This window comes from Micromonospora sp. NPDC005171 (assembly GCF_040608575.1).
Taxonomy (GTDB): Bacteria; Actinomycetota; Actinomycetes; order Mycobacteriales; family Micromonosporaceae; genus Micromonospora.
Genome location: NZ_JBEXIM010000014.1, coordinates 36342 through 50020, shown reverse-complemented (window position 1 = coordinate 50020; position 13679 = coordinate 36342). Strand labels below are relative to the sequence as shown.

Sequence of the window (13679 nt, the reverse complement as noted above, 5' to 3'; positions counted from 1 at the left end):
CCGGGTCGTCAGCCGCCCAGGCCGCCGGTGACGGGTACGGCCCGGCCGGGACCTCACCCGACTCGATCAACTGGTTCGACACCGCAAACGAAACCCAGGTGCTCGCCGGTCAGCGCGAGTTCCGCGCGGCACTGGCGCGAGCCAGCATCCCGCACGAGTGGCGCGAGGTGCCGGGTGGCCACGTCTTCCGCCACGACCTGTTCGTCCAGGACCTCAACGGAATGCTCGGACGCCTACGCCGCGCCGGCTGACCCCGGGTAGCGTGCACGGTCATGGCCACCAGCGCCGACGTGCGTCGGGAACTCGCGAGCCTCGCCGATCCTCGGCGAGCCGAGGCATCGAGCCGGTTCCTCCAGATGGTCCCTGGTGGGTACGGCGAGGGCGACCGGGCCCTCGGTGTCTCCGTGCCCGACCAGCGCACGGTGGCCGCCCGGTACTGGCGCGACCTCTCGCTGGCTGAGACGACGGAGCTGCTCGCCGGCGGCGCGCACGAGGAGCGGTTGACCTCGCTGCTCATCCTGGTGCGAAAGTTCGCCAAGGGCGACGAGCGGGAGCGGGGGCAGATTTTTGACACCGTCCTGGCCAACACCAGCCAGATCAACAACTGGGACCTGGTGGACTCGTCCGCGCCGTACATCGTCGGCCCCTGGCTGATCGACAGGGACCGGAGCGTCCTGGATCGGCTGGCCGAGTCGAGCCTCATGTGGGAGCGGCGCATCGCCATCATGGCGACCTTCGCCTTCATCAGGGCCGGTGACTTCGAGTGGACGTTCCGCCTCGGCGACCGGCTGCTGCGCGACCCGCACGACCTCGTCCGGAAGGCGGTGGGCTGGATGCTGCGCGAGGTGGGCAACCGGGACAGAGCGGCGGAGGAGGAGTTCCTCGCCCGCCGCTACCGGGTCATGCCACGGGTCATGCTGCGGTACGCGATCGAGAAGTTCGAACCGCAGCGTCGCCGCGACTACCTGTCCGGTGCCGTCTAGTCGGCCGGCGCGGCTCTCGACGCTGAGGTACATGCCGTCGAGGTGACCCTCGGTCCTGTCCGGCGGCGTTCGACAGCAGGGCGACCCGCCCGGTGCCGAGCGCCGCCGGGAGACAGCGTCAGCGCTTGCGGCCCACCCCGCCGAAGGCGTCGATGTCGGCCGGAGTGTCGACCGCGTCGTCCGGTCGCCACTGCGGGCACGGCACGACGCCGGGCTCGACCAGCTCAAGGCCGTCGAAGAAACCGGCGATCTCGTCGGGCGAGCGCAGGGTGTACGGGGTCGCCCCGCTGTCGTTGTAGTCGTCCTGTGCCTGCTGCATCTCGGCGCTGATCAGGCTCGTGCCGTCGTTCAGCGAGAGGTAGCTGCCGCTCGGCAGCGCCGCCACCAACTGCCTGGTGATCGACCGGGCCGACTCGTAGTCGGGCATGTGCCCCATGACGCCGCTGAGGATGAGACCGATCGGCTGCGTGAAGTCGAGCGTCTTGCCGGCCTCGACGATGACCGCGCCCGGGTCGTGCAGGTCCCCGTCGATGTAGGCGGTCCTGCCCTCGGCCGTGCCCACCAGCAACGCGCGAGCGTGCACCAGCACCAGCGGGTCGCTGTCGACGTAGACGATCCGCGCGTCCGGCGCGATCCGCTGGGCCACCTCGTGGGTGTTGTTGGCGGTCGGCAGGCCGGTGCCGACGTCGAGGAACTGGCGGATGCCGGCGTCGGCGGCGAGGAACATGATCGAGCGGACCAGGAACTGCCGGGAGGCCCGGGCCACGTCGACGACACCGGGGAAGACCTGGCGATACTGGTCGCCGGCCTCGCGGTCGACCGCGAAGTTGTCCTTGCCACCGAGCCAGTAGTTCCAGATCCGCGCCGAATGCGGCACCGACGTGTCGATTTTCTGCTGCGCACCAGCCTCACCGGCCTCCGGCCGGCCGGTCGTCGGCGATTCCATGGTCACGACGTACCCCCCATATCCAACGCGTACGCGATGTCGTCGCGGGACAACCCAGTCGAGGAAGTCACCACCCGTGACCGTGCCACGGTATAGAAGGCCGGGGATCCACACCACACCCGGTCGCTCCACAGGCGACAAAAGACCATCGACTCACCCGATGGGCACAACGGGCGTCGCGACACGACAGCGACAGCCGTCCCGATTCTGATCGCCGTCCCTGCGGCCGGCACTTCCCTCCCGCGAGGGAGCGCCTTCCCCTCCCAGCGGGGCCTGTCCGCCCTGCGACGCCGGAAGGATCGGCCGCATGGCGACATCGACAATGACACCGATCGCCGGTCGGGGCTTCCATGGCCTGACGTACGCGGTGCTCGGCTGGGCCGTGGCATACGGGGGCGTGCGTCTGGTCTGGACCGTCGGCGAGGCACCGGAGTTCGGGCAGCTCGGGCTGGACCTGCTCGGCTTCACCGGCTGGTGGTCGGTGGCGTTGTGCGCGGCGGCGGGCGGGCTGGCGGTTGCCCTGGACCGGGTGGCGACCTGGCGGCCCGCGCTCGCGGGGCTCGCCTGGACGGTCGCCGGGTCGCTCGTCGCGGCGGCCGCGATCCTGCTGCCGGAGTTGGTGGGCTTCCTGCTGTTCAGCGTCGGCCCGTTCTTCGACCCGCTGGCGTTCGCCAGCCGGCTCGGTTGTGTCACCGGAGCGGCAGTGCTCAGCCTGGCCACCGCGCGCTATCAACGGCGCACCCGGGGCGACTGCCCAGACTGCTGCCGGACCGTCCGACCTGGTACGCGACGCTCGACACCCGCGCGGTGGGCGCGCTGGGCCGCGTGGGCCGCGGTGGGTGGTCTGGTGACCCGCTTCGCTGCCCAGTTCGTGGTGGGATTCGACCGCGTCGACCAGAGCGCCAGCCTGCTCGGGTTGGAGGTCGGTCTGGTGCTGGCCGGGGTGCTGCTGCCGCTGGCGCTGGTGCACCACTGGGGTGAGGTGTGGCCGGGGTGGGTGCCGCTGCTCGCCGGCCGCACGATTCCTCGTCCGCTGCTGCTGGTGCCCGGCTTCGGGCTCGGCGCGGGCATCGTGGCCTACTTCGGCATGGGGATGGTGCAGGTGACGTCGGGCTCGCACAGCGAGTTCTCCGACGCGTTCCTGTGGGTGGCGATGTCGGCGTACCTCGTCATGGGGTTGGGTCTGCTCGTCGCTTCCAGCGACTACCACCTGCGCACTCGCCGGCAGTGCGGCGCCTGCGGCCGGTGACGGCACGGTTGGTCCCCGGTCGATCGCATTGACAGAAATTGTTATACGAATTACCGCCCGCACCAACATCGGCTACATCGGCGGGCACCTGTACGGCACCGAGGAGTCGGGCCGGCTGCGGCCGTACTCGCTGGCGGAGCAGCACAACAAACCGGTGTGGATGACCGAGTGGAACCTGCACGCCGCCGACGGTGGCGGCTCCAACATCTGGGGCAACCCCGCCAACGCGGCGGTCTGGAACGAGACCCTCGACGACATCATGCGCACCGTGCACAAGTCGATGGAAGCCAACTGGAACGCCTACATCTGGTGGTACGGCAAGCGCTACTACTCCTTCATCGGTGACGGCGAAGCCGCGTTCGGCACCACAGCGGGCGCTCCGCTCAAGCGGGGGTACGCCTTCTCGCAGTACGCGAAGTACGTCCGCCCCGGCTACCAGCGGGTCGCCCTGACGAAGAGCTCGAAAGCCTCGCCGCTGGAGGTGACGGCCTACCAGGGAGACGGGAAGATCACCCTGGTGATCCTCAACCGCTCGAACAGCGCGGTCAACAACGCCGTGATCCAGGCCCCGCAGAACGTCAGCCGGGCCGAGCACTACCTCACCTCGCAGAACGCCAACGCGGCCAGCCAGCCGACAAGCGTGAACGGCGGGCAGGCCACCATCAACGTCGGCGCCCGCAGCATCTCCACGCTCGTCTTCACCCTCTGACAACCGTTCGCCCCGAGCACTCGACTGCGCGGGAGCCCCGGCCACAGCTGGGGCTCCCGCCCGTCGGCGGTCAGCCAGCCCAGATCGTCGGCGTTCAGGTTGCGATCGGCGGTGCCGTGCTCTGCCGCACCACGAGCTTGGGAACGACCAGCGGCAGGCGCTGCGGAACCGTGTCGTCGATGGCCTGGGTGACGGCGGTGATGGCCCGTCGACCGACCGCGCCGAAATCCTGCTGGATCGTGGTCAACGGCGGGATGAGGTAGGGCGCCTCGGGGACGTCGTCGAACCCGACGACGGAGATGTCCTGTGGCACCCGCCGCCCGCGCTCGTGCAGCGCGCGCAACACGCCGATGGCCATCTGGTCGTTGGCCGCGAACACCGCTGTGGTCCCGCGCATCGCACCGATCCGCAGCCCGGCGGCGTAGCCGCTGTGCGCTCTCCAGTCGCCCTCGACCGGCTCCGGCGGGCGTAGGCCCGCGGCACTCATCGCCTGACGCCAACCTTCGAGGCGGGCGCGGGCCTCCGCCCAGTTGAGCGGGCCGCTCACGTGCACGATCTCTCGATGTCCGAGTTCGAGGAGGTGGTCGGTGGCCATCCGGGCGCCGAGCACCTGGTCGACGCCGACGGTCACGCTGGCCCTGGACAGATCCCCCTCCACGACGACGAAGGGGACACTCGAGCGCGTCATCCGCACCACCTCGAGAGCCTCGTCGTTGCCGGCAATCATCACGACGCCCTCCACGCCCACACGCATGAGGTGTTCGGTGGCGTCGCTGAGCGCCCGTACCGTCACCTCGGACAGGCTCACCGAGGTGGCGAAGTAACCAGCGGCGCGGGCGGCGTCCTCGACGCTGCGATGGATGCTCGTCGGACCGAACAGCGTCCTGGCCGTGCCGATGATGCCGATCATCCCGGACCGTCCCCGCACCAGCGCACGGGCGGCCGTGTTGGGGCGGTAGTCGAGTCGTCGGATGGCCTCGAGGACCCGCTCCCGCGTCTCGCGCCTGATGCTCGGTGCCCCGTTGATGACCCGGGACACCGTCTGGTGTGACACGCCCGCCAGGCGAGCGACGTCGGCCATGACCGGTGGCCGGTCGGCCGCTGTCACAGCGGCCTTTGCGTGAACTCGCACTGGCGGGCCGTCCGTTCTTCCATGGAATCAGTTCCTCGTGGGCCTCGTCCGTCGGTGGCCGTCAGTGTGAGTGACGGGGCACCGCGCTGCCGCTGCCACCGACGAGGAAGTCGAGGTCCGCGCCGCTGTCTGCCTGCAGAACGTGCTCGCTGTACAGGCGTACCCAACCCCGGTCGGCCACCGGCTTCGGCGGTTGCCAGGCGGAGCGGCGCTGGGCCAGTTCCGCGTCGTCGACCAGGAGGTCCAGGCGGCGCGTCGGGACGTCGACGGCGACCAGGTCACCGGTGCGTACCAGCGCGAGAGGGCCACCCACGGACGCCTCCGGCGCCACGTGCAGGATGCAGGTGCCGTAGCCGGTGCCGCTCATCCGCGCGTCGGAGATCCGCACCATGTCCGTGATGCCGTCGGCGAGCAACCGTCGCGGCATCGGCACGTTACCCACCTCCGGGAAGCCCGGGTAGCCCCGTGGTCCGGCGTTGCGCACGACGATCACCGTGTCGGGGGTGACGTCGAGGTCCGGGTCGTCGGCGGCGACGACGTAGTCCTCGATCCGGTCGAAGACGAGCGCCGGGCCGGTGTGCGTGAGGAGGTGGGCGGAGGCCGCGGAGACCTTCAACACCGCCCCGGACGGCGCGAGCGAACCGCGCAGCACGACGGTGCCCGAACCGGCGGGCTGGAACGGCTCCTCCAGGGTGCCGATGACGTCCCGGTTCCAGCACTGGGCGCTGTCGACGTTCTCCGCCACGCTCCTGCCGCTGACGGTGATGTGGTCCATGTGCAGCAGCGGGGCGAGCTCCTTCATCACCACCGGCAGGCCGCCCGCGTAGGCGAAGTCCTCCATCAGGTACTTCCCGGACGGCATGAGGTTGACGAGCATGGGCACGTCGGCGGTGAGGATGTCGAAGTCCTCCAACGACAGGGGGACGCCGAGGCGTCCGGCGATCGCGAGCAGGTGCACGACGGCGTTGGTGGAGCCGCCGATCGCGGCGTTGACCCGGACGGCGTTCTCGAAGGCCTGCCTGGTGAGCACCGAGGACAACCGTTGGTCCTGTTCGACCATGGCGACGATCCGGCGTCCGGCGGCGTGCGCGAGCGCGTACCGCCGGGAGTCGACCGCCGGCACCGCGGCCGCCCCCGGCAGCTGCACGCCCAGCGCCTCGGTCACACAGGCCATCGTGGAGGCCGTACCCATTGTCATGCAGTGGCCCCGGCTGCGGGACATGCCGACCTCCGCCTCGGAGCAGTCGGCCGCGGTCATCCGGCCGGCCCGCATCTCCTCGGTGAAGCGCCAGACGACAGTGCCGGAGCCGATGTCCTGGCCGCGGAACTTGCCATTGAGCATCGGGCCGCCGGTCAGCATCAGGGTCGGCAGGTCGACGCTCGCCGCTCCCATCAGCAGACCGGGTGTGGTCTTGTCGCAGCCGGAGAGCAGGACCACCCCGTCGAGCGGGTTGGCGCGGACCGACTCCTCCAGCTCCATCGCCAGCAGGTTTCGGTAGAGCATCGTCGTGGGTCGCATCAGCGGCTCGCCCAGGCTCATCGCCGGGAACTCCAGCGGCAGGCCCCCGCTCTCCCACACGCCCCGCTTCACCGATTCGGCCAGGTCGCGCAGGTGGGCGTTGCAGGGTGTCAGCTCCGACCAGGTGGTGGCGATGCCGATCACCGGGCGACCGTCGAAGACGTCGTCCGCGAACCCCTGGTTGCGCATCCAGGATCGATGGATGAACCCGTTGCGGCCTTCCGCACCGAACCACTCCCCGCTTCTCAGCGGTCGATTCGTCGTCGACATCAGTACACCTTTCTGTTCATCCGCCCGCCGAGCTGGTGGAGAGGGCGACCTACCGGAGACCTCCGACGGACAGGCCGCCGCGCCAGTGTCGTTGCAGGCTGAAGAACGCGATGACCAGTGGGATCACGGACACGAGCGAGCCCAGGATGATGAGGCTCCACAGCGAGGTGCCTCCCGAGTTGTTCGCGGAGGCGATCCCCTGCCAGAGACCGAGGCCGACGGTCACCGGGAAGAGCCGGTTGTCGGAGAGCATGGCCAGGGGCAGGAAGTAGTTGTTCCAGGACGCCACGGCCGACAGGAGCAGCACGGTGACCACCGCGGGGCGCATCAGGGGAAGAGCGATCTGGATGAACGTCCGCACCTCCCCCGCGCCGTCGACCCTCGCCGCGTCCAGGAGTTCGTCCGGCACCGCGTCGCGTGCGTACACGTGCATCAGGTAGACGCCGAACGGGTTGAGCAGCGACGGGAGGATCACCGCCCAGACCGTGTTCGTCATGCCGAGCCGGGAGAACATGATGAAGGTCGGGATGACCAGGGCGGTGGCGGGCACCATCAGCGCGCCGAGCACGACGGCGAAGCTGAAGCGCCGCGCGGCGAACCGGTACTTGGCGAACCCGTAACCGGCCATGACCGACAGGACCGTGGCGCCGATTCCGCCGGCGATGGCGTACAGGGTGGAGTTGAGGATCCACCGCAGGTAGATGCCACCGTCGTAGGTGAAGAGCTGCCGGAGGTTGCCGAGGTAGTCGATCTGGTCGGTGAACCAGAGGGTGTTGCCGCCACCGAACAGGCCCGGCGCGTCCTTGGAGCTGTTGACGATGACCCACCAGAACGGCACGAGGAAATAGATCACCAGGAAGCCGAGGAGGATCTGCAGAGGGAGATAGCGCTGCTGCCGGCGGGCGCCGGCGCGGACGCTGGTGTGGTCGGTCATCAGAGGAAGCTCCTCCGCTTGCGGGTGAAGAACAGGAAGGCGTACACGCAGATGAACACGATGCCGCCGAGGGCGAAGGAGATCGCAGACCCGTAGTTGAAGTTGGCGAGCGAGAACGCCTGTTGGTACGCGTACATGTTCGGGGTGAAGTCCGCGCCGATGGTGCCCGCGGCGAGGTATCGCAGGATCTGCGGTTCGTTGAAGAACTGCAGAGTGCCGATGAGCGAGAAGACCAGGATCAGGATCAGGGCGGGCGCGATCAGCGGGATCTTGATCCGCGTCGCGATCTGCCACCGCCCGGCGCCGTCCATCCGGGCCGCCTCGTAGAGCGTCGGATCGACGCCCTGCAACGCCGCGTACAGGATGATCATGTAGTAGCCGGCCCACTGCCAGGTGACGACGTTGAGCAGGCCATAGAAGATCAGGTCGCTGCCCAGGAAGTCGGGCGCGGTGGCGCCGAACAGCCCGAAGATGTCGGTGAGCGGGCCGAAGCCCTTGCTGTAGAGGAAGCCCCACATCACTGCCCCGATGACGGTGGGGATCGCGTACGGAAGAAAGATCATGAGGCGGGAGAAGCGCGCGAACACTGTGGTCACCGCGTCCAGGATGAGGGCCATCACGAGCGCGAGGACGATCTGCAGCGGAATCGAGACGAGCGAGAACCGGATGACGAACCACGCCCCGGACAGGAAGCTCGGGTCGGTGAACGCCTTCACGTAGTTGTCGAAGAGAACGAAGCTGGTGCCGCCGATCAGCTTCTTCTGGAAGAGACTGAGGTACAACGCGTACGCCAGCGGCGCGATGAGGAACGCCAGGAACACGACCCCGAACGGCCCGACGAAGAGCCACCCCATCAGGTGTTCGCGGAGGTGCACCTTGCCACGGATCTTGCGCGTCTCAGGCTGAGTACGCGGTGCGCGCTTCTCGGTCAGGGATGTCATCTTGGTCTCCGGGACGTGGACGCTGAGGGTGGCGGGTGGGCCGGTCGGCCGGTGCCGGCGCGGCCCACCCATCCGGTCACTGAACGGTGAAACCTTGTTCCTTGGCGTACTTCGCCACGTCCTCCTGGAGCTTGTCCGCAGCCTGCGAACCCGTGACGGAGCCCTTGATGACCTCGCTGACCTGCTTCGTCATGGCGTCGAGGTAGTACTGACCGAAGGGCGCGTAGGCGACACCCTTGTAGGCCTCGGCGGCGGGGAGGTAGACCTCCTTGTTCGCCTGCTGGCCGTCGAAGAACGCCACCTTCAGGTCGGCGAACGCGGGGTCCTTGAGCGCCGTGAGGTTCAACGGGAAGATGATCTGGTTGGTCCAGCCGTCGGTGAGCGACTCCTTGTCGGCGTAGAGACCGTAGGCGACCTTCGCGGCCAGCTCCGGCTTCTTCGCCTGCTTGGTCACCGAGAAGGCCGACCCTCCCCAGTTCACCTGCACCGGGTTGGCCGGGTCCCACTGCGGCAGCGGCGCCACCGCGAACTTGCCGGTGTCCTGCCCCTTACCGACGCCCGCGCCGGTGAGGTAGCCGGGCGCCCACGCCGCCGAGATGTACGTCGCGTAGTTGCCGTTGATCACGCCGGAGATGTACTCCGGGGTGAACTGGTCCTGCGTACCGACCAGGCCCTTCTTGGCAAGGCCGCCCCAGTAGTCCAGCACGTCCTTGGACGCCTGGTCGTTGAGCTTCACGCCGATCGCCTTCGGCTGCGCCGGGTCATAGGTGAAGGGCGAGGCGCCCTTCTGGATCTGCAGCGCCATCAGGACCGCCGGGACGTTCGCGCCGAGATCCCCGAACAGCGGACCACCGGCGTCCTTCACCTTCTGCGCGGCCTGCTCGTACTCGGCCCAGGTCTTCGGCGGAGTGATCTTGTACTTGTCGAAGATGTCCTTCCGGTAGATCATGCCCATCGGGCCACCGTCGACCGGGACGCCGTAGACCGCGTCGCCGACCGACACGTCCTTCCAGGCGCCCTCGCCGTAGTTGGCCTTGACCGCGTCGTAGCCGTACTGCTTGATGTCGACGAGCGCGCCCTGGATCTGGAAGGTCGGGATCCGGTCCGCCTCGACCATGATCACGTCGGGCGCGCCGGTGCCCGCCGAGATGGCCGTCTGGAACTTGTCGTACTCGTCGCCGCCCTGCCCGACGTTGGTCCAGCAGACCTGCACGTCGTCGTGCAGCTTGTTGAAGTTGTCGACGACGAGTTGGGTGTTCGGGTACCACCCCCACATCGTCACGACCGGCAGGTCCTTCTTGGTGATGGTGTTCGTGCAATTGCTCGCGTCGCTGCCGCCCTCGTCGGAGGAGCAGGCGGCGAGGCCGCTTCCCACAGCGAGCATGGCTACCGTGGCGAGTATTCGTCTTCTCTTCATTGAGATGGTTCCCTTCGGCGATGGCGGTGCACAGCATCCATGCGCTGGCGAGCGCCACCGGGGCAGGAACCCCTGCTCCCGGTGGCGTCGCCGGCGAAGGCTCCTAGCGCTTGAACAGACGCGGCGCCAGGTCGATGAGGTTCTTCTGCCACACGTCCCAGCCGTGCGGCCCGGGGGTGACCCCGTCGAACTCGTAGCGGATACCGAGGTTGTTCAACGTGGTCAGCGACGCCATGAAGCTCGGGTACACGAAGTCGGTCTGGTCACCGACGTACAGGCGCAACATCTTGGTGCCGTTGTTGATCGCCGCCACGTCGACGCCGGTGCCGCTGCCGAACCCGGCCGACAGGGCCGCGACGTAGGCGAACTCGCCCGGGTAGGCGCGCAGCACACCCAACGCCTGGCCGCCGCCCATCGACAGGCCGGCGAGGGCCTGCTGGGACGGATCGCTGGAGATGTTGTAACGGGAACGGGCCGTCGGAACGATGTTCTCCCGCAGTTCCCGGTTGAAGTTCGACGAGTTGCCGTTGCCCATCACGACGACCATCGGCGTGAGGTCGCCGTCGAGGAACTGATGGTCGAGGATCTGCTTGGCGCGCCCCATCTCGACCCAGTCCGTGTAGCTCTGGCCACTGCCGTGCTGGAGATAGAGGACCGGGTACGGCTGCGCCCGGCCCGGGTCGTAGCCCGGTGGGGTCCACACCAGCGCGGTGCGGTCCTGGCCGGCCACCGTGCTGGGGTAGGTCATGCTCTCGACCTTCCCGCCCTGACCGGCGGGCACGTCCGACAGCAGTCGAGCACCCGGCCCCGGGATGAAGAAGGTGCTCCACATCGGTTCGGAGGTGACTTTCGTCGGGTTCGAGGCGTCCTTGACCGCGACCCGGTCCACGATCAGCCGGTAGTAGTAGAACCAGGGCTTCAGCGGGCCCACCGTCGCCCGCCACCGGTCGCCGTCGCGGGTCAGAGGCAGGCGCAACCAGCTGCCGCCCGGCGCCCAGTTCCCCCATACCGTGACGTGCTGAGCGTCGGTGAAGTCAGTGGTCGTCTCGAAGGTGACGAACCCGCCCTCGCTGACGAAGGGCGTCGGGGTGGTGCCGGCCGGTGGCGGGGTGAACTCCCGCTTGAGCGGCTGGTGCCCGGGGCTCGGCCCGTGGTCCGCCACGTGCCGGAACACCCGCGGCAGGAAGTCGACGAGGTTCTCCTGCCAGGTGGTCCAGGTCGCGCCGCCGTCCGGGTTGACCCCGTCGAACTCGAACCTGACGTCGGCTCGGGCCAACGCCTTCGTCAGCCGGTAGGTGGTGTTGTACGCGGGATCGGTGACGTTACCGGTGTACAGGCGCAGCAGCTTGACGCTGCGGTTGATCGCCTTGGCGTCCTTCCGGTCGATCGCCGGGGCCGACGTGCCGGAGAACCCACCGACGTAACCGAACTGACCCGGCTTGGTGAGCGCGGCCCGAAGCGCCTGCGCACCGCCGTCGGACACACCCGCGATCGCCTGGTGCGCCGGATCGCGAAGCACCCGGTAGGTGTCGGTGACCGCCTTCCGGAGGTCCTTCAACTCCCTGTCGTCCGAGGCGTCGACGTTGTTGATCACCACCACCATCGGGCTCATGGCGCCGGTGGCCGAGAGGTTGTCGAGGATCTGCTTGGATCGGCCGAGATCGAGCCAGTCGGTGGCTGCCATACCGTCACCCGACTGCAGGAAGAGCGCCGGGTATCCCTTCGGGCCCGTGGCCGCGTAACCCGGTGGCGTCCAGACCAGGGCGGAGCGCTGCGCGTTCCCGGTCCGGTAGGTCAGCGTCTCGATCTTCCCGCCGGTGCCGGCCGGCGCGTCGACAAGCCACCGGGCCGAGTCACCCGCGATGAGGAAGGTGCTCAGCAGTGGGTTGGACGCGACACCGGTGCTGTTCGTCGGGTCCTTGATGGTCTTGGTGTCGTCGGCGGTGACCTGGTAGGTGTACAGACCGGGCTCCAGCGCGCCGAGAACACCCGACCACACGTCACCCCGGCGGGTCAGACCGAACTCCGCCCAACTGGCGGACGGGCCGAAGTTTCCCTCGACGACGACCTGCGAGACGGTGCCCAGGTTCTCCTGTACGTACGACGCCGGGACAGCGAACGTGGCGTAGCGGTCCGGGGAGACGTCCAGCCACGGTGTGTCCGCCGCTGCCGGTTGCGGCGCGAGGAGCACCGCCGCGGTGGCGATGACCCCGGCGGTGAACGCCGCCGAGAGCCGCCGACGTACGCCCAGACGGCGTAAGCGCCCGTGATACTGTTCGGTAGTCACACTCCACTCCCTTTCATGTGCCGGCAGCGGATGCGACCCGACTGACCGGCTCAACTCAACGGTGGATCTGCCGTGTGGTGCGTGCACCTCCTTCAAGCTGCTGCCACGGCCACACCCGACCTGATCGCTCTGTTCGGAGCGACCAGGCTTGCGCGCCCGTGGACGGATGTCATGGTCGTGCCGCGCTCTTCGGTGGTGCCGTCGAGCCGCGCACGACGAGGCTGGTCGGAAGCACGATCTGGCGTGGCTCGTCCCACTCGCCGGTCACCAGTGACTTCAGCATCCGCGCGGCTTCGTATCCGAGCTGATACATCGACTGGTCCACTGTGGTCAGACCCGGCTGGGTCGACGCCGACTCGGGGATGTTGTCGAACCCGACGACGGACAGGTCCCCCGGCACGGAGAACCCCAACTCCCTGGCGACCTCCAGGACCTTGAGGGCCATCCCGTCGCTCGCCGCGAAGATCGCCGATGGCGGGTCTGGTCGTTGCAGCAGGACGCGCGCCAGCGGAGTGGCCGACTCGGGGTTGAAATCCCCCCGGCCGATCAACGCCGGATCGACCGGAACGCCGGCGGTGGCCAGCGCGGCCCGGTATCCCTCCTCCCGCGACCAGGCCGAGGCCAGGCTGTCGCGGCCGGCGATGAACCCGATGCGCCGATGGCCCAGGCCGAGCAGGTGCTCCACCGCGGTGGTGGCGCCCGCGAGGTTGTCGGCCATCACCGAGGGCGCCGTCGAGCCCCGCACCGGGTCGATGGCCACGACCGGCGTCCGGCTCCGGATGTCACCCCAGGGCGTGACGACGATACACCCGTCGGTGAGGGTGCCCGACAGGCGGGTCAGGTGCCGCTGCTCCCAACCCTCCGAGTACGAACCGTAGAGGTCGCTGTTGGCGTAGATGATGAGATCGAAGCCCGAGCGGCTCAGCGCCTTCATCACGCCCTTGAGCACCTCTGCCGTGTACGACTGGAAGCTGTGTGCCACCAGGCCCAGAACGTTTGTGCGGCTGCGCCGGAGGCTGGTGGCCACCAGGCTCGACTCGTAGCCGAGCTGCTCGATGGCGGAGCGCACCTGAGCGACAGTGCGAGCGCTGACGCCGTAGTGCCCGTTGACGACGCGCGAGACGGTGGCGGTGGAAACGCCGGCGGCTCGGGCGACATCACTCATGGTTACCGGCGCATTGACTTCAATCATGCCGCTCTCTCTGGACTGCAATCGTTATCGGTTACGTTTCCAGGATGTTGCCAACGTAACTGAGAACCATTACGAACACAAGACCTCTTCGCCCTTACCC

General features: G+C 68.5%; 11 protein-coding genes and 1 pseudogene. 4 read left to right on the top strand and 8 right to left on the bottom strand.

Annotation, left to right across the window (positions count from 1 at the left end):
* Positions 1 to 44 precede the first annotated feature (44 nt).
* Both ABZU74_RS18720 and ABZU74_RS18715 read left to right on the top strand, forming a co-directional pair.
* Positions 45 to 251 (top strand): annotated as a pseudogene (locus ABZU74_RS18720) (alpha/beta hydrolase-fold protein); the annotation flags it as partial.
* A gap of 21 nt (positions 252 to 272) precedes the next feature.
* Complete coding sequence (locus ABZU74_RS18715; RefSeq protein WP_355425132.1) at positions 273 to 983, top strand: DNA alkylation repair protein; 711 nt, start codon at positions 273 to 275, stop codon at positions 981 to 983.
* A 118-nt stretch (positions 984 to 1101) separates the two neighbouring features.
* On the opposite strand, the gene ABZU74_RS18710 is transcribed toward ABZU74_RS18715, so the two are convergent.
* Complete coding sequence (locus ABZU74_RS18710) at positions 1102 to 1929, bottom strand: SAM-dependent methyltransferase (RefSeq protein WP_355425356.1); 828 nt, start codon at positions 1927 to 1929, stop codon at positions 1102 to 1104.
* Positions 1930 to 2236: 307 nt separating this feature from the next.
* On the opposite strand from ABZU74_RS18710, the gene ABZU74_RS18705 reads away from it, so the two are divergent.
* Both ABZU74_RS18705 and ABZU74_RS18700 read left to right on the top strand, forming a co-directional pair.
* Entirely contained in the window at positions 2237 to 3178 is a 942-nt protein-coding gene (locus tag ABZU74_RS18705) for a hypothetical protein (RefSeq protein ID WP_355425129.1), read from the top strand.
* A gap of 28 nt (positions 3179 to 3206) precedes the next feature.
* The gene (locus ABZU74_RS18700) at positions 3207 to 3887 is read left to right on the top strand and encodes a glycoside hydrolase family 30 beta sandwich domain-containing protein (RefSeq protein ID WP_355425126.1); all 681 of its coding nucleotides are present in this window, start codon (positions 3207 to 3209) and stop codon (positions 3885 to 3887) included.
* A gap of 94 nt (positions 3888 to 3981) precedes the next feature.
* Here ABZU74_RS18700 and ABZU74_RS18695 read toward each other — a convergent pair whose 3' ends face one another.
* From ABZU74_RS18695 to ABZU74_RS18665, 7 genes are all read right to left on the bottom strand, one after another.
* Complete coding sequence (locus ABZU74_RS18695; protein ID WP_355425353.1) at positions 3982 to 4968, bottom strand: LacI family DNA-binding transcriptional regulator; 987 nt, start codon at positions 4966 to 4968, stop codon at positions 3982 to 3984.
* A gap of 112 nt (positions 4969 to 5080) precedes the next feature.
* Positions 5081 to 6808 carry an IlvD/Edd family dehydratase gene (locus ABZU74_RS18690; protein WP_355425123.1) on the bottom strand — a complete coding sequence of 576 codons (1728 nt, stop codon included), beginning with the start codon at positions 6806 to 6808 and terminating at the stop codon, positions 5081 to 5083.
* 49 nt (positions 6809 to 6857) lie between these two features.
* Entirely contained in the window at positions 6858 to 7742 is an 885-nt protein-coding gene (locus ABZU74_RS18685) for a carbohydrate ABC transporter permease (RefSeq protein ID WP_355425120.1), read from the bottom strand.
* The gene (locus tag ABZU74_RS18680; RefSeq protein WP_355425117.1) at positions 7742 to 8683 is read right to left on the bottom strand and encodes a sugar ABC transporter permease; all 942 of its coding nucleotides are present in this window, start codon (positions 8681 to 8683) and stop codon (positions 7742 to 7744) included. Before ABZU74_RS18680 ends, ABZU74_RS18685 begins: the two co-directional genes overlap by 1 nt.
* A 76-nt stretch (positions 8684 to 8759) precedes the next feature.
* Entirely contained in the window at positions 8760 to 10100 is a 1341-nt protein-coding gene (locus ABZU74_RS18675; RefSeq protein WP_355425114.1) for an extracellular solute-binding protein, read from the bottom strand.
* A 103-nt stretch (positions 10101 to 10203) separates the two neighbouring features.
* Positions 10204 to 12387 carry an alpha/beta hydrolase-fold protein gene (locus ABZU74_RS18670; protein WP_355425111.1) on the bottom strand — a complete coding sequence of 728 codons (2184 nt, stop codon included), beginning with the start codon at positions 12385 to 12387 and terminating at the stop codon, positions 10204 to 10206.
* 169 nt (positions 12388 to 12556) lie between these two features.
* Positions 12557 to 13579 (bottom strand): LacI family DNA-binding transcriptional regulator, encoded by a 1023-nt coding sequence (locus ABZU74_RS18665; protein ID WP_355425109.1) that lies wholly within the window; start codon positions 13577 to 13579, stop codon positions 12557 to 12559.
* Positions 13580 to 13679: the final 100 nt, after the last annotated feature.

Coding starts and splice junctions, on each gene's coding strand:
- ABZU74_RS18695 (WP_355425353.1), bottom strand. CDS start 4,968: ATGGCCGACGTCGCTCGCCTGGCGGGCGTGTCACACCAGACGGTGTCC.
- ABZU74_RS18675 (WP_355425114.1), bottom strand. CDS start 10,100: ATGAAGAGAAGACGAATACTCGCCACGGTAGCCATGCTCGCTGTGGGA.
- ABZU74_RS18710 (WP_355425356.1), bottom strand. CDS start 1,929: ATGGAATCGCCGACGACCGGCCGGCCGGAGGCCGGTGAGGCTGGTGCG.
- ABZU74_RS18685 (WP_355425120.1), bottom strand. CDS start 7,742: ATGACCGACCACACCAGCGTCCGCGCCGGCGCCCGCCGGCAGCAGCGC.
- ABZU74_RS18705 (WP_355425129.1), top strand. CDS start 2,237: ATGGCGACATCGACAATGACACCGATCGCCGGTCGGGGCTTCCATGGC.
- ABZU74_RS18665 (WP_355425109.1), bottom strand. CDS start 13,579: ATGATTGAAGTCAATGCGCCGGTAACCATGAGTGATGTCGCCCGAGCC.
- ABZU74_RS18690 (WP_355425123.1), bottom strand. CDS start 6,808: ATGTCGACGACGAATCGACCGCTGAGAAGCGGGGAGTGGTTCGGTGCG.
- ABZU74_RS18680 (WP_355425117.1), bottom strand. CDS start 8,683: ATGACATCCCTGACCGAGAAGCGCGCACCGCGTACTCAGCCTGAGACG.
- ABZU74_RS18715 (WP_355425132.1), top strand. CDS start 273: ATGGCCACCAGCGCCGACGTGCGTCGGGAACTCGCGAGCCTCGCCGAT.